The organism is Streptomyces sp. NPDC058289, from assembly GCF_042880975.1.
Taxonomy (GTDB): Bacteria; Actinomycetota; Actinomycetes; order Streptomycetales; family Streptomycetaceae; genus Streptomyces; species Streptomyces stoeckheimensis.
Genome location: NZ_JBHVYI010000015.1, coordinates 78582 through 94025, shown reverse-complemented (window position 1 = coordinate 94025; position 15444 = coordinate 78582). Strand labels below are relative to the sequence as shown.

At 70.2% G+C, this 15444-nt stretch carries 12 protein-coding genes and 1 tRNA gene; 7 read left to right on the top strand and 6 right to left on the bottom strand.

The window, feature by feature from the left end; all coding sequences use genetic code 11:
* The first annotated feature begins 38 nt into the window (after positions 1 to 38).
* Positions 39 to 3974, top strand: a complete 3936-nt coding sequence (hrpA, locus tag ACFVX6_RS10600; RefSeq protein ID WP_389689945.1) for an ATP-dependent RNA helicase HrpA — start codon at positions 39 to 41, stop codon at positions 3972 to 3974.
* A gap of 69 nt (positions 3975 to 4043) precedes the next feature.
* Positions 4044 to 4117: transfer RNA gene (locus tag ACFVX6_RS10595), tRNA-Asp, on the top strand.
* 748 nt (positions 4118 to 4865) lie between these two features.
* Here the strand turns inward: ACFVX6_RS10595 and bldC are convergent.
* Together bldC and ACFVX6_RS10585 are read right to left on the bottom strand one after the other, a co-directional pair.
* The gene (bldC, locus tag ACFVX6_RS10590) at positions 4866 to 5072 is read right to left on the bottom strand and encodes a developmental transcriptional regulator BldC (protein ID WP_003949541.1); all 207 of its coding nucleotides are present in this window, start codon (positions 5070 to 5072) and stop codon (positions 4866 to 4868) included.
* Positions 5073 to 5660: 588 nt separating this feature from the next.
* Positions 5661 to 6515 carry a hypothetical protein gene (locus tag ACFVX6_RS10585; RefSeq protein ID WP_389689943.1) on the bottom strand — a complete coding sequence of 285 codons (855 nt, stop codon included), beginning with the start codon at positions 6513 to 6515 and terminating at the stop codon, positions 5661 to 5663.
* Between the two features lie 196 nt (positions 6516 to 6711).
* Here ACFVX6_RS10585 and ACFVX6_RS10580 point away from each other — a divergent pair, with 196 nt between their 5' ends.
* Together ACFVX6_RS10580 and ACFVX6_RS10575 are read left to right on the top strand one after the other, a co-directional pair.
* Positions 6712 to 7809, top strand: a complete 1098-nt coding sequence (locus ACFVX6_RS10580) for a Leu/Phe/Val dehydrogenase (RefSeq protein WP_389689941.1) — start codon at positions 6712 to 6714, stop codon at positions 7807 to 7809.
* Between the two features lie 308 nt (positions 7810 to 8117).
* Positions 8118 to 8384 carry a DUF3073 domain-containing protein gene (locus ACFVX6_RS10575; RefSeq protein ID WP_243341155.1) on the top strand — a complete coding sequence of 89 codons (267 nt, stop codon included), beginning with the start codon at positions 8118 to 8120 and terminating at the stop codon, positions 8382 to 8384.
* 165 nt (positions 8385 to 8549) lie between these two features.
* Here the strand turns inward: ACFVX6_RS10575 and purM are convergent, their stop codons facing one another.
* Both purM and purF read right to left on the bottom strand, forming a co-directional pair.
* Positions 8550 to 9620: a phosphoribosylformylglycinamidine cyclo-ligase gene (gene purM / locus ACFVX6_RS10570; RefSeq protein ID WP_389689939.1), complete on the bottom strand. Its 1071-nt coding sequence runs from the start codon at positions 9618 to 9620 to the stop codon at positions 8550 to 8552.
* Between the two features lie 160 nt (positions 9621 to 9780).
* Complete coding sequence (gene purF / locus ACFVX6_RS10565; protein ID WP_389689937.1) at positions 9781 to 11298, bottom strand: amidophosphoribosyltransferase; 1518 nt, start codon at positions 11296 to 11298, stop codon at positions 9781 to 9783.
* Positions 11299 to 11446: 148 nt separating this feature from the next.
* On the opposite strand from purF, the gene ACFVX6_RS10560 reads away from it, so the two are divergent.
* The 3 genes from ACFVX6_RS10560 to ACFVX6_RS10550 all read left to right on the top strand — a co-directional run bounded on the left by ACFVX6_RS10560 (position 11447) and on the right by ACFVX6_RS10550 (position 13774).
* Positions 11447 to 11542, top strand: coding sequence for a putative leader peptide (locus ACFVX6_RS10560; RefSeq protein ID WP_323187867.1), 96 nt, complete (start codon positions 11447 to 11449; stop codon positions 11540 to 11542).
* A gap of 140 nt (positions 11543 to 11682) precedes the next feature.
* The gene (locus ACFVX6_RS10555; RefSeq protein ID WP_389689935.1) at positions 11683 to 13116 is read left to right on the top strand and encodes a sulfatase-like hydrolase/transferase; all 1434 of its coding nucleotides are present in this window, start codon (positions 11683 to 11685) and stop codon (positions 13114 to 13116) included.
* Positions 13117 to 13168: 52 nt separating this feature from the next.
* Positions 13169 to 13774 carry an HIT family protein gene (locus ACFVX6_RS10550; RefSeq protein ID WP_389689933.1) on the top strand — a complete coding sequence of 202 codons (606 nt, stop codon included), beginning with the start codon at positions 13169 to 13171 and terminating at the stop codon, positions 13772 to 13774.
* Positions 13775 to 13783: 9 nt separating this feature from the next.
* On the opposite strand, the gene ACFVX6_RS10545 is transcribed toward ACFVX6_RS10550, so the two are convergent.
* Positions 13784 to 14611 carry an META domain-containing protein gene (locus tag ACFVX6_RS10545; RefSeq protein ID WP_389689931.1) on the bottom strand — a complete coding sequence of 276 codons (828 nt, stop codon included), beginning with the start codon at positions 14609 to 14611 and terminating at the stop codon, positions 13784 to 13786.
* A gap of 38 nt (positions 14612 to 14649) precedes the next feature.
* Positions 14650 to 15441, bottom strand: coding sequence for a sterol carrier family protein (locus ACFVX6_RS10540; RefSeq protein WP_389689929.1), 792 nt, complete (start codon positions 15439 to 15441; stop codon positions 14650 to 14652).
* Positions 15442 to 15444 lie beyond the last annotated feature (3 nt).

The following is a 15444-nucleotide window of genomic DNA, read 5'->3' as shown; positions in this document are numbered from 1 at the left end:
CGCCACCCGGCACCTACGGGTGAGATCCTCGACCAGGTATGTCTACTTCCTTCGCCGCCCTGCAGACGCTTCTCGGTGAGATCTCCCTCCGTGACGCGCACCGCCTCGGCCGCCGCCTCGAAGGCGCCCGCCGTATCCGCAAGCCCGAGGCCAAGCAGGCCGTGCTCGACGAGATCGCCGCGGAGGCCGAAACGGCCGCCGCGCGACTGGCCGGCCGCGCCTCGCGGAAGCCCGAGGTCACGTATCCCGAGAACCTGCCCGTCAGCCAGAAGAAGGACGAGATCGCCGAGGCGATACGCGACCACCAGGTCGTGATCGTCGCGGGCGAGACCGGCTCCGGCAAGACCACGCAGATCCCCAAGATCTGCATGGAGCTGGGGCGCGGGGTCCGCGGCATGATCGGGCACACCCAGCCCCGCCGGATCGCGGCCCGCACGGTCGCGGAGCGCATCGCGGAGGAGCTGAAGTCCGAGATCGGCCAGACCGTCGGCTGGAAGGTCCGGTTCACCGACCAGGTGGACCAGGACGCGACCTTCGTGAAGCTGATGACGGACGGCATCCTGCTCGCCGAGATCCAGACGGACCGCGAGCTGCGCGCGTACGACACGATCATCATCGACGAGGCCCACGAGCGGTCGCTGAACATCGACTTCCTGCTCGGCTACCTCGCCACGCTGCTGCCCAAGCGCCCCGACCTCAAGGTGATCATCACCTCGGCGACGATCGATCCGCAGCGCTTCTCCCGGCACTTCGGCGACGCCCCCATCGTCGAGGTCAGCGGCCGGACGTACCCGGTGGAGGTCCGGTACCGCCCGCTCCTCGAGGACGATTCCGAGGACAGCGACCGCGACCAGATCACCGCGATCTGCGAGGCCGTGGACGAGCTCCAGGCGGAGGGTCCGGGCGACGTCCTGGTCTTCCTCTCCGGCGAGCGCGAGATCCGCGACACGGCGGACGCGCTGGAGAAGCGCAAGCTCCGCCTGACCGAGGTCCTCCCCCTCTACGCGCGCCTCTCGCACGCCGAGCAGCACCGGGTCTTCCAGCAGCACACCGGTCGCCGGATCGTCCTGGCCACCAACGTCGCCGAGACCTCGCTGACCGTCCCCGGCATCAAGTACGTGATCGACCCGGGCACCGCCCGCATCTCCCGCTACAGCCACCGCACCAAGGTCCAGCGGCTGCCCATCGAGCGGATCTCGCAGGCCAGCGCCAACCAGCGCAAGGGCCGCTGCGGCCGTACCAGCGACGGCATCTGCATCCGCCTCTACTCCGAGGACGACTTCCTCACCCGCCCGGAGTTCACGGACGCCGAGATCCTGCGCACCAACCTCGCCTCCGTCATCCTCCAGATGACCGCGGCCGGCCTCGGCGAGATCGAGAAGTTCCCCTTCATCGACCCGCCGGACCACCGCAACATCCGCGACGGCGTGCAGCTGCTCCAGGAGCTCGGCGCGCTCGACCCGGACGAGAAGGATCACAAGAAGCGGCTCACCCCGATGGGCCGCCAGCTCTCGCAGCTTCCGGTGGACCCTCGGCTGGCCCGCATGGTGGTGGAGGCGGACAAGAACAACTGCGTCCGCGAGGTCATGGTCATCGCGGCGGCCCTGTCCATCCAGGACCCGCGCGAGCGGCCCTCGGACAAGCAGACGCAGGCCGACCAGAACCACGCCCGGTTCAAGGACGAGACGAGCGACTTCCTCTCGTTCCTGAACATGTGGCGCTACGTCCGCGAGCAGCAGAAGGAGCGCGGCTCCTCCTCCTTCCGCCGGATGTGCAAGCAGGAGTACCTGAACTTCCTGCGGATCCGCGAATGGCAGGACATCTATTCGCAGCTGCGTACGGTCGCCAAGTCCATGGGCATCCACGTCAACGAGGCCGACGCCCCCGAGACGAGCGTGCACGTCTCGCTGCTGGCCGGCCTGCTGTCGCACATCGGGCTGAAGGACACCGACAAGAACGAGTACCTGGGGGCCCGGTCCGCCAAGTTCGCGATCTTCCCGGGCTCCTCGCTGTTCAAGAAGCAGCCCAAGTTCCTGATGTCGGCCGAGCTGGTGGAGACCTCGCGGCTGTGGGCCCGGGTGAACGCCAAGGTCGAGCCGGAGTGGGTGGAGCCGCTCGCCCAGCACCTGATCAAGCGCACGTACAGCGAGCCGCACTGGGAGAAGGACCAGGCGGCGGTGATGGCCTTCGAGAAGGTCACGCTGTACGGGGTGCCGATCGTCGCGCAGCGGAAGATCAACTACGGCCGGATCGACGCCGAGGTCTCGCGCGATCTGTTCATTCGCAACGCCCTGGTCGAGGGTGACTGGCGGACCCACCACAAGTTCTACGCCGACAACCGCAAGCTCCTCACCGAGGTGGAGGAGCTGGAGAACCGGGCCCGGCGCCGCGACATCGTGGTCGACGACGAGACGCTCTTCGACTTCTACGACCAGCGGATCCCCGAACACGTGGTCTCGGGGGCGCACTTCGACTCCTGGTGGAAGCACAAGAAGCGCGACGAGCCCGAGCTGCTCGACTTCGAGCGCGAGATGCTCCTGACGGAGAAGGCGGCCGGGGTCACCAAGGCCGACTATCCGGACTCCTGGATGCAGGGCCGCCTGAAGTTCCGGGTGACCTACCAGTTCGAGCCGGGCGCGGACGCGGACGGCGTGACCGTCCACATCCCGCTCCAGGTGCTGAACCAGGTCACGGACGAGGGCTTCGACTGGCAGATCCCGGGTCTGCGCGAGGAGGTGGTCACGGAGCTGATCCGGTCCCTCCCGAAGCCGATCCGCCGGCACTACGTGCCCGCGCCGAACTACGCGACCCGCTTCCTGGCCACCTCGCATCCGCTGCAGGAGCCCCTGCACGTGACGCTGGCCCGGGAGCTCCAGCGGATGGTCGGGGTGCCGGTCAGCGCCGAGGACTTCGACCTGACCCGTATCCCCGACCACCTGAAGATCACCTTCCGGATCGTCGACGAGCGCCGCAAGAACCTCGCCGAGGCCAAGGACCTGGAGGCCCTGCGGCTCCGGCTCAAGCCGAAGGCCCGCCAGGCGCTCTCGCAGGCCGCCGCGGCCAGCGCCGAGCGCGAGGGCGGCGAGTCGGTGGAGAAGACCGGGCTGACGGACTGGACGATCGGCACGCTGACCAAGGTCTTCGAAACCCGCCGGGCCGGCCAGCCGGTGAAGGCGTACCCGGCGCTCGTGGACGCCGGTACGAGCGTCTCCGTACGCCTCTTCGACACCGAGGCCGAGCAGCAGCAGGCGATGCGGCTCGGCACCCGGCGGCTGATCCTGCTCAACATCACGGTGAACCCGGCGAAGTTCGCCTCGGACCACCTGAGCAACCAGCAGAAGCTGGCGCTGTCGCGCAATCCGCACGGCTCCATCCAGGCGCTGTTCGACGACTGCGCGACCGCGGCGGCCGACCACCTGATCGCGCGCCACGGCGGACCGGCGTGGGACGAGGCGGGCTTCCGCAAGCTCTACGAGGCCGTGCGGACCGACCTGGTGGACACGACCGTACGGACGATCACGCAGGTGCAGCAGGTGCTGGCCGCCTGGCAGGCCTGCGAACGCCGTCTGAAGACCACGGCCAGCCTCGCCCTGGTGGCCAACGTCCAGGACGCCAAGACGCAGCTCGCGGCCCTCGTACCGGCCGGCTTCGTCACGCTGACCGGACTGCGCCGGCTGCCGGACCTGATGCGCTACCTGGTGGCCGTCGACCGGCGGCTCCAGCAGATGCCCACGGGCGTCCAGCGCGACACCACGCGCATGGAGAAGGTCCACGAGATGCGGGACGAGTACCTGTGGCTGCTGGAGCAGTTGCCCAAGGGCAGGCCGGTCCCGGCGGAGGTCACCGAGATCCGCTGGATGATCGAGGAACTGCGGGTCAGCTACTTCGCGCACGCGCTCGGAACGGCCTATCCGATCTCCGACAAGCGCATCGTGAAGGCGGTCGACGCGGCGGCCCCGGGACCCGCTCGGTGATCGAGTTCGACTGCACCCCCTGAGCTGCGGTACAGTCTGATTCGCAGCCGCCCAGCGGCCGCAAATCAAGGACCTGTGGAGCAGTTGGTTAGCTCGCCACCCTGTCAAGGTGGAGGTCGCGGGTTCAAGTCCCGTCAGGTTCGCAAGATCGTCAGGGCCCGCATCCTCTGGATGCGGGCCCTGACGCGTTTCCGGGGCACGACGGCGCCAAAAGGGGGACGGCGGCACCGAAGTACGGGGCGAGGTACGGCCCGAGGTGCCGGCCGGTGCACCGACCGCTGCACGGCCCGTTGGGCCGGACGGCCCACCAGCCCGCCTCACGGGCCCGATTGGGCCCAGCCGCCCCCAGAACCCTCACCAGGCCCTCCACGGCGCACTGAGGGGCGCCTGGAGCCTCGTGCGGGGCCGACGGGGAAACCCGGACCACCCCGGAGCGCCTCGCCTCGCCGCCGCCCGGCCGCCGTCCGCGACCCATCCGCGACCCGTCCGCGACCCGTCCGACCCCACCGCCCCGTCGCGGCTGCGAAATCGCCCGTTCGGATGATGCACTCTGCGCGACACGTCCCTTTACGGGGTGCATTGCCTGATCCACAAGAGTGATCATCTGTGACGGGAGTCACCCCATGTGTTTTTGAGACGCACCCTTTTATGGGACTCCTACGCCCGCTCGATTTTATATGTGCCATTGCACCCACCCCCGCCGGCTCCGCACATCAGCTCGATAACGCCCTGACCAGGGCATAAAAAAGATCGCGCTGGACCCGGCGGAGTCCAGCGCGATCGAACGACTGATGAACCTGTTGGGGCAGGTCCGGCCGTTTCAAAGCTCTGTGGGGCTCATCGGATTGGGGGACCCGATAAACGCCCGGCAATAAGTGGTGCTGCGGAACCTCAGGCCTCGCTGCGCTGCTGCGGAATTCCCGCAAGCAGTGCGCGGACCTCAGCCTCGCGGTAGCGGCGGTGTCCACCCAGGGTGCGGATGGACGTGAGCTTGCCAGCCTTGGCCCAACGGGTGACCGTCTTCGGGTCCACGCGGAACATCGTGGCAACCTCAGCCGGGGTCAGCAGCGGCTCGGCATCAGGGGTGCGAGCGGTCATGAGCGGCCTCCTCGGGAGAACCGAACCATCTCGGTTCTTTCCTCTAAATTCTGCACCTTGGCCCACGTTGCCCGAAATGGACATACGCGGGCCGAGTCGGTTATAGGACGAACGGCTTGTCCTCGGCACTACAACTACACCATCCGTCCAGCCTCGACGGCCAAACCGATGGAATTGCCCTCCGAGGTGTTCATCAGCGGCGGAAGCCGATGGACCGTCCCATAACGGACAGTCACCCCACTGTGACGATCAGTCACAGAGCGATCAGGAGTCGTCAGACCCCCCGTAGAGTGCAATACCGAGCATTCCGCCCTTAGTTGGACGGAAGGAACCCTCCCCGGACTCCTTGTCCTATTTTGGCACGAGGGTAGGGGAAGGGCGCAAGGGTGTAGAAAGTGCGGTCCGTCACGCTTGGGCCAATGGCCCGTATCGGGACGAAGGTCCCGGAACAAAGACCCAAAAGAGGGCATCACGGCCTTGAGCTGGCCGTTCTCTTCCGTGCTCGGCCGATCGGCGGATGGACAGCCGCGTCCGGAGTCGCTACCCGGGTCGCGCAGGTCACTCGGACCGAAACCGGAACCGAACCACTCAATTGGCGAAGAGTCTCTCCCGGACCGCCCGCCACCGCTCCGCCAGGGCCCCGTAAGTCCGCGCAGCCCCGTCCCGGTCCCCGGCCCGCAGGGCCGCGAGCCCCGCCGCCAGGTCCGCCGCCGAGTGGTCGGCCTCGAGCCGGTCCGCCGGCAGGGCGTGCAGCAGCCCGCCGTAGTCCAGCTCCACCATCGAGCGGGGGTGGAACTCCTCCAGCCAGCTCCCGACCTCCACCAACCCCTCGGCGAGCATCCCGTAGCCCTCGGCCTCCCGCAGGGTCCGCAGCCCCCGCGCGAGCCGGCGCCGGGCCTGCACCATCGGCGTCCGGTAGCGCAGCCCCTCGCCCGGCGCGTACTCCCGCTCCTCGTCGGCCACCAGCACGAACCAGCGCAGCGGCACCTGCCAGACCCCCGTACGGATCCACGGCCGCGCATCGGGATTGCGACCGCGCCAGAGCTCGTACTCCTCGGTCGCGCGGCGGCGGGCGGCGGCGGGCAGGGCGGCGTCGAGCACCGTGAGCGGGAACTCGGCCTGCAGTTCCTGGAGCGCGAGCCAGCCCCGCAGCCTCGTCCGCCAGGGGCAGACCAGCAGGACCCCGTCGACCTCGGCGGTGAAGGCGTCCGCGCTCTCGTGCGCCGGGACACCGACCACGGGCACCCGTACCAAGTCCACCAGCGACCGTCGCAGTTCGTCCTGGGCGGTCGGGGTGGCCCCGCGCCGGGCGTAGTCGGCCCAGTGGGTGCGCTCGGGCTCCGGGAAGGCCGTCAGCGGCTCGTAGATGCGCAGGTAGGAGGCGTACGGGACGGCGGGGGCCGAGCGGGCGGACGGCAGCCGGGGATCGGGGGATTCGCTCACGCTCTCGTACTCCCCCGCCCCGCCCGGCGCTACTCCGGCGGACGCTCCCCCACATCCCCCTAACCCTTCAGCGTCCCGATCTCCGGACAGGGAGGATCGCGGGGCCCCGGAGGTCTTACGCTGCTCCCAGCACGCCCTCCCCCACCCGCAGGGCGGGCGTCTTTCCCGCCGCATCTCTTCCATGGGAGTCACCACCGTGACCGAAATGACCGACGGCGTCCTGCACACCCTGTTCCGCAGCGAACAGGGCGGCCACGAGCAAGTCGTGCTGTGCCAGGACCGAGCCTCCGGCCTGAAGGCCGTCATCGCGATCCACTCCACCGCCCTGGGCCCGGCCCTCGGCGGTACGCGGTTCCACGCGTACGCCTCGGACGAGGAGGCCGTCCTCGACGCGCTGAACCTCTCGCGCGGCATGTCGTACAAGAACGCGCTCGCCGGGCTCGACCTCGGCGGCGGCAAGGCCGTCATCATCGGCGACCCGGACGTCTTGAAGTCCGAGGAACTGCTGCTGGCCTACGGCCGGTTCGTGGAGTCCCTGGGCGGCCGCTACGTGACCGCCTGTGACGTCGGCACCTACGTGGCCGACATGGACGTCGTGGCCCGCGAGACCCGCTGGGCGACCGGCCGCTCCCCCGAGAACGGCGGCGCCGGCGACTCCTCCGTCCTCACCGCCTTCGGCGTCTTCCAGGGCATGCGCGCCAGCGCCCAGCACCTGTGGGGCGACCCGACCCTGCGCGGCCGCAAGGTCGGCATCGCGGGCGTCGGCAAGGTCGGCCACCACCTGGTCGAGCACCTGCTGGAGGACGGGGCGGAGGTCGTCATCACGGACGTCCGCACCGAGTCCGTGCAGCGGATCCTGGACAAGCACCCGGGCAAGGTGACCGCCGTCGCCGACACCGAGGCGCTGATCCGCGTGGAGGGCCTGGACATCTACGCCCCCTGCGCGCTCGGCGGGGCCCTGAACGACGACTCCGTGCCGGCACTCACCGCCAAGATCGTCTGCGGCGCGGCGAACAACCAGCTCGCCCACCCGGGCATCGAGAAGGACCTCGCGGACCGCGGGATCCTCTACGCCCCGGACTACGTGGTCAACGCGGGCGGGGTCATCCAGGTCGCCGACGAGCTGCGCGGCTTCGACTTCGACCGGTGCAAGGCCAAGGCCTCGAAGATCTTCGACACCACGCTGGAGATCTTCGCACGTGCGAAGGCGGACGGGATTCCGCCGGCCGCGGCCGCCGACCGCATCGCCGAGCAGCGGATGGCGGACGCGCGCAGCGGGGCACGCACCGTCTGACCCTCCCGACCCTCACGGGGCCCTTGACGGGGCTTCTGGGCGGCCCGCCGGGGCGCAGCGAGACGGAACTCACTGCGCTTCGGCGGGTCGCCCGTCAGGAAACGGCTAAAATCGCAGCTGACCAGCGAGGACGGGGCGCCTTGCTGGTACTGCACCGGGGCGCGTCATGCGGGCGGCGTACCGTATGGCCGCGGAAGCAGGTACCGTTAAACCCCTACGGACGGTCTCTCCACGGAGAGCCCGCTCCGAACCATGAACGCGTGTCAGACTCTGGGGCCGTCGAGCCCCGTCACCGAGGGGGTCGAGCCATGGGGCGCGGCCGGGCAAAGGCCAAGCAGACGAAGGTCGCCCGCCAGCTGAAGTACAGCAGCGGCGGGACTGACTTGTCGCGTCTGGCCAATGAGCTGGGCGCATCGCACACGGAACCGCTGCCTGTCAGCGAGCCGGTCGTCGATGACGAGCTTGATGATGATGACGAGGACGACCCGTACGCCAAGTACGCGGAGCGCTACAACAGCGATGACGAGGACGAGGACGAAGAGTCCGGTCCGTCCGTCTACCGTCGCGGTGCTTGACGCGCCCATCGGCGTCGAACTCGCGGTGCGCTGATCCTCAGCAGTGGCACACAGTTTCACATGCACGGAAACCCGGTCCAGGGCATCGCCCCGGGCCGGGTTTCCGTGCTGTTCGCACAGGTGAGAGCCCGTGGGGAGCCGGTGGTGGCCGGCTCCCCGAGCCGATCAGCTCGCGTAGTCACCGGTCATCGTCGCGCCCTCGGCGTGGTCGCCGCGGTCCAGGATCTCGCCCGCGACCCAGGCGTCGACGCCCCGGTCGGCCAGGGCGGTCAGGGCCACGTCCACCGACTCCTGCGGGACCACGGCCATCATGCCGACGCCCATGTTCAGGGTCTTCTCCAGCTCCAGGCGCTCCACCTGACCGGCCTTGCCGACCAGGTCGAAGATCGCGCCCGGGGTCCAGGTCGAGCGGTCGACCGTGGCGTGCAGGTGGTCCGGGATCACCCGGGCGAGGTTGGCCGCGAGGCCGCCGCCCGTGATGTGGGAGTAGGCGTGCACGTCGGCCGTCCGGGTGAGGGCCATGCAGTCCAGCGAGTAGATCTTCGTGGGCTCCAGCAGCTCCTCGCCGAGGGTCCGGCCGAGCTCCTCGACGTGGCCCTCCAGGGACATTCCGGCCCGGTCGAAGAGGACGTGGCGGACCAGCGAGTACCCGTTCGAGTGAAGACCGGAGGACGCCATCGCGATGACGGCGTCGCCCGTACGGATGCGGTCCGCGCCCAGCAGGCGGTCGTACTCGACGACGCCGGTGCCGGCGCCCGCCACGTCGAAGTCGTCCGGGCCCAGCAGGCCGGGGTGCTCGGCGGTCTCGCCGCCGACCAGGGCGCAGCCGGCCAGGACGCAGCCCTCGGCGATGCCCTTGACGATGGCCGCGACGCGCTCGGGGTGGACCTTGCCGACGCAGATGTAGTCGGTCATGAAGAGCGGCTCGGCGCCGCACACGACGATGTCGTCCATGACCATCGCGACGAGGTCGTGGCCGATGGTGTCGTACACGCCCATGCGGCGGGCGATGTCCACCTTGGTGCCGACGCCGTCGGTGGCGGAGGCGAGCAGGGGGCGCTCGTAGCGCTTGAGGGCGGAGGCGTCGAAGAGGCCGGCGAAGCCGCCGAGGCCGCCGAGGACCTCGGGGCGCTGCGTCTTCTTCACCCACTCCTTCATCAGCTCGACGGCGCGGTCTCCCGCGTCGATGTCCACGCCCGCGGCTGCGTAGCTGGCACCGGTGGTCTTCTCTGTCATGACAGGAGAGAGCTTTCGTGTCGTTGCTGCGTGTGGTGCGAGGCCCTGGAAAAGCCTGAAAGAGAAGGCCCCGCGCAGGTTGAGCAGGATGAGGGGGGAGGGGAGGGGCCGCGGTGCGCGGGCTCGTGGGAGCCCGCGTACCGCGGCGTTGCCTCGGGCCCTACGGGCGCCGGAGGGCGTCGGCGGCGTCGGTGCCGCCGGCCAGCTCCGACTCCAGGAGCTGCTTGCCCAGGAGCTGCGGGTCGGGCAGTTCCATGGGGTACTCGCCGTCGAAGCAGGCACGGCAGAGGTTGGGCTTCTGGATGGTGGTCGCCTCGACCATCGCGTCCAGCGAGATGTACGAGAGCGAGTCCGCGCCCAGCGACGTGGCGATCTCGTCGACCGTCATGCCGTTGGCGATCAGCTCGGCCCGGGTGGCGAAGTCGATGCCGAAGAAGCACGGCCACTTCACCGGCGGCGAGGAGATCCGGATGTGGACCTCCGCCGCGCCCGCCTCGCGGAGCATCTTGACCAGGGCGCGCTGGGTGTTGCCGCGGACGATCGAGTCGTCGACGACCACCAGGCGCTTGCCCCGGATGACTTCCTTGAGGGGGTTGAGCTTGAGGCGGATGCCCAGCTGGCGGATCGTCTGCGAGGGCTGGATGAAGGTCCGGCCCACGTAGGCGTTCTTGACCAGGCCGACGCCGTACGGGATCCCGCTGGCTTCGGCGTATCCGACGGCGGCGGGCGTGCCCGACTCCGGCGTCGATATCACCAGGTCGGCATCGGCCGGGGCTTCCTTGGCCAGGCGCCGTCCCATCTCGACACGCGAGAGGTAGACGTTCCGGCCGGCGATGTCGGTGTCCGGGCGCGCCAGGTAGACGTACTCGAAGACACAGCCCTTGGGCTTTGCTTCCGCGAAGCGAGAGGTCCGAAGACCGTTCTCGTCGATCGCGATCAGCTCGCCCGGCTCGACCTCGCGGACGAAGCTGGCGCCGCAGATGTCGAGGGCGGCGGTCTCGCTCGCCACCACCCAGCCGCGCTCCAGGCGGCCGAGGACCAGCGGGCGGATGCCCTGCGGGTCACGGGCGGTGTAGAGCGTGCCCTCGTCCATGAAGACGAGCGAGAAGGCGCCCTTCACCTTCGGGAGGACCTTGGTGGCCGATTCCTCGATGGTCAGGGGCTTGCCGTCGTCGTCCGTCTGGCCGGCCAGAAGGGCGGTGACCAGGTCGGTGTCATTGGTGGCCGCCACCTGGGTGGCACGGCCGTCCTGACGGGGGAGGTCGGCGACCATCTCGGCCAACTCGGCGGTGTTCACCAGGTTGCCGTTGTGACCCAGGGCAATGGAGCCGTGGGCGGTCGCACGGAAGGTCGGCTGAGCGTTCTCCCAGACGGAGGCACCAGTGGTCGAGTAGCGGGCGTGACCGACCGCGATATGACCCTGGAGCGAGCCGAGAGAGGTTTCGTCGAAGACTTGGGAAACGAGGCCCATGTCCTTGAAGACGAGGATCTGGGAACCGTTGCTCACAGCGATACCCGCGGACTCTTGTCCACGGTGCTGCAGTGCATACAGTCCGAAGTAGGTGAGCTTGGCGACCTCTTCACCCGGAGCCCAGACACCGAAGACGCCGCAAGCGTCCTGGGGGCCCTTTTCGCCGGGGAGCAGGTCGTGGTTGAGTCGTCCATCACCACGAGGCACGCCTCCGAGTGTAGGCGAGATCGACCACTGGTCCGAATTGGGGATGCCCGGGAAATGTCACAGCACGCAGGGTGACGAAACCTGTTCGTCTCAATATCCGGATTGCCCTGGTTGACAGTCGCCTGTCGTTTCGTACAAGCTCCGGCTCATGCAGCCTCTCGGTGACCGCACCGTCACCCTCGTCGCGCGCCGACACGTGGACCTCGTCCGTGTCGCCAGCGCCATCTGTCGCTGTTCTGCGTAGCTCGCGCCGCTTTTCCCTTTCTCTTTCTCCTTTCCCCGCTGCTTTCCGTCCGTGCTTTGCTCCGCCGTGCCCTGCGCCGTCCCGCGCTGCCCGGAGCCGGCCCGCGCCGGACGGCCGGCGGGCCCTGCTCTGGAGTACCCGTGACCTCGTACGAACCCAACCTGTCCCGGCGCGCCTTCGGCGGCGCGGTCGGCGCGACCGCGGCCGCCGCGGTGGGGCTGGGCGCCGCCGCCCCGGCCCATGCGGCGCCCGCCGCGGAAGCCCAGCACGCGGGCCCGCAGGAACGGGAGTTCCGGGCCGACCGGGGACGCCGCTCCCGCCGCCCGAACATCCTGTTCATCCTCGGGGACGACCTCGGCTGGGCCGACCTGTCCTCCTACGGCTCCCCGCACATCAAGACCCCGAACCTGGACCGGCTCGCCCGCCAGGGCGTCCGCTTCACCGACGCCTACTCGGGCTCCGCGACCTGCTCCCCGACCCGCTTCAGCCTGTACACCGGCCGCTACCCGGGCCGCACCAAGGGCGGGCTCGCCGAGCCCATCGCGGACAAGTCGGCGGGGCTGGAGCCGACCCACCCGACGCTCGCCTCGCTGCTGCGCGACTCCGGCTACGCGACGGCGCTGATAGGCAAGTGGCACTGCGGCTACCTGCCCGACTACAGCCCGACCAAGTCCGGCTGGGACGAGTTCTTCGGCAACTTCGGCGGAGCCCTGGAGTACTACTCCAAGCTGGGCCTGGGCGGGGAGTACGACCTCTACGAGGGCGACGCCGAGTACAAGGACCTGCGCTACTACACTCGGATCCTGACCGAGCGCGCAAGCGAGTACGTCTCCCGCGACCACGGGGACGAGCCGTGGCTGCTGAACCTCAACTTCACCACCCCGCACTGGCCATGGATCGCCGACGGGGACACCGAGGCGAGCGCCGAGGTCACGCGCCGGATCAAGGCCGGTGACGGTCGGGCCCTGTGGCACCAGGACGGCGGGTCCGTCGAGAAGTACAAGCAGATGGTGGAGGACCTCGACCGCTCGGTCGGCGAGGTGCTGAAGGCGCTGGGGCGCTCCGGGCAGGAGGAGGACACCCTGGTCTTCTTCTCCAGCGACAACGGCGGCGAGCGGTTCTCCTACAACTGGCCGCTCTCCGGCAACAAGGCCTCCCTCCAGGAGGGCGGCATCCGCGTCCCGAACATCGTCCGCTGGCCCGCCCGGCTCGACGGCGGCCAGGTCAGCCACGTGCCGGTCTTCACCCCGGACTGGACGGCCACCCTGCTGGAACTGGCGGGCGCCCGCGCGAACCCGGCGTACCCGCTGGACGGGGTCAGCCTCGCCGGGTACCTGCTGCGCGGCGAGAAGGCCGCCGAGCGGAACCTGTTCTGGCGGGTGCGCGGGGAGCGGGCGCTGCGCCGCGGCGACTGGAAGTACTACCGCGGCAAGACGGGCCGCGACCAGCTCTTCAACCTGGCCGGTGACCTCCGCGAGCAGGCCGACAAGGCGGCCCTGGAGCCGGCCCGGCTGGCCGAACTGCGCGCGGCCTGGGAGAAGACGGACGCGGGGCTGCTGCCGTACCCGGGCTGATCGCCTCCCCGGGTCGGTGACGTGGTCCACAGCCTGTGGAAAGCTGCGGATCATGAGCGATGCGATACCCGAACCCAGTGAGTACGTACGTGGTTTGCCGATCGGCGAGCGGATCCCCTTCCCCGCCGACGGCATCCCGTTCTGGGAGATCTTCCCGTACGAGGGGGACCTGCGGATCAAGGTGCTGGAGGAACCGGTCCTGCCCGAACCGCCCCGCGGCGGCGAGGCCGGGCCGGACACCTGCCGCTCCTGCGCCCGACCGGACTCGAGCTTCCTCTGGACGGACGAGCACTGGCGGCTGCACGGCGAACACGGCGCGCTGCCGGCGGCAGTGATGCTGGTGCCGCGCGGCCATCACGACCTGCTGGACCTGCCGTCCGAGCGGGCGGCCGAGCTCGGCGCGATGCTCCAGCGGGTGGAGCGGGCGATCCGGACGCTGGACGGGATCGCCCGCGTCCATGTGAACAAGTGGGGGGACGGCGGCGCCCACCTGCACCTCTTCCTGATGGCCCGCCCCGAGGGGATGCTGCAGCTGCGCGGCTCCTGTCTGCCTCTGTGGGACGACGTGCTGCCGAAGCTCCCGGACGAGGTGTGGGCCGAGTCCGTGCGCCTGATCGCCGGGGCGATGGCGAAGGACGGCGGGACCACGCACGTCTGAGACCGGAGGTCACTCGACGGCCGAGGCCGCCTTCGCGGTGATGGCGGTGCCCGAACCGGTCGCGGTGAGGGTGAGGGCGTCGCCCTGGATCTTCCAGTCGAGCGGGCCGCTGCCGAAGAGCTCGGTGAGGGTCCGTTCGAGCTCTCCGGGGGCGCCCTCGCAGGCCATCCGGGTGGTGGTGAGGGGGCCGAAGGTGAGCCGGTTCCCCTCGACGACGGCGGTCGCGTTGAAGCGGTTGCAGCCGAGGCTGCCGCTCGCCGTCCCGTCCGCGGCCAGGGTGAAGCGGGCCCGGCCCTCGGCGCCGGCGGGGACCGAGGAGGCGGTCTCCCCCTTGATCAGGGAGTCGACGGTCCACTGCGTGGCGAGGAGCGGGGCGGCGGGCGCCGGGGGCTTCGAGTTCAGGGCGATCGCGTTCCCGTCCGGGGCCTTCAACGTGATCTTCTCCGGGCTCCGTTCCACGGTCAGCGGGCCCCGGAACAGCCGGGCGAAGGCCGTCTCGAACGGCAGGTCGGGGCAGGCCATGTCGGTGTGGGCGCCGGGCGTCACCGTCATGCCGGCCGCCGAGTCGAAGACCACCGCGGCGGTGAAGCCGTTGCAGCCGTAGTTCCCGGTGGCCTCGGCCTCGTGGCCCTTGCCGGGTTCCACGGACAGCCGGGCGGCGGCGGGGGCCGTCAGCGTCTTCCCGTCGACTGTCAGGCTCTCGACCGACCAGGATCCGGAGAACCCGCGGCCGGGGGACGTCCCGGGCGTCCCGCCGCCGTCACCACAGGCGGTGGCGGTGGCGGACAGCGCGAGTACGGCGACCAGGGCGGCGGGGAGGAGCGGCAGCGTACGCATGCCGGTGGGACGCGGCCGGCCCCGAACCGGTTCCCGGATCAGCTCATCAGGGGGAGCAGCGCCGAGAGGTCGGCGCGCTCGCCGCTGGCCCGGACCTGGGCCCCGTCCAGCGCTTCGGCCCAGCTCGTACGGCCCGTGGCGAGCCGGATCCAGGTCAGCGGATCGGTCTCCACCACGTTCGGCGGGGTGCCGCGGGTGTGCCGGGGCCCCTCGACGCACTGCACCACCGCGAACGGCGGGACCCGGAACTCCACCGCCCCGCCCGGAGCCTTGAGCGCGAGGGCGTCGGCGAGCAGCCGGGTGCAGGCGGCCAGGGCCTGGCGGTCCACGGGGATGTCCAGTCCGGTGGCGCGGCGCAGGTCGTCGGTGTGGACGACGAGCTCGACGGTGCGGGTGACCAGGAAGTCGGCCAGGGTCATCGCCCCGATCCACAGGTCCAGCACGCGGCTGCCCGGGTTCGCGTCGAGCGCCTCGGCCAGGCGGGCGCCGGCCCGGTCGTAGAGCTCGACGAGCGGGGCGCCCTCCAGGGTCTCCTTGGCGGCTTCGGCGATCTTCCCGGCGAGCGAGGCCGTCGCGAACGGCCACTCGGCCGCGGACAGTTCGGCGACGGCGGCGGGCGGCCGGGCGAGGCCTCCGGCCAGCGAGTCGGCGATCCACGCGATGTGCGCGGCCAGCTCGGCGACGGACCAGGCCCCGACCCCGCTGGGGCGGGCGAGCTGCTCGGGCTCCAACTCCCGTACGGCGTCCCGGACGTGGTGGAACTGCGCGAGGACGGCCGTGCGGGTGCGGGCCTGGTCGTAGGTGCGCGGCTTCTTCTTGGCGGGCGGCATGGG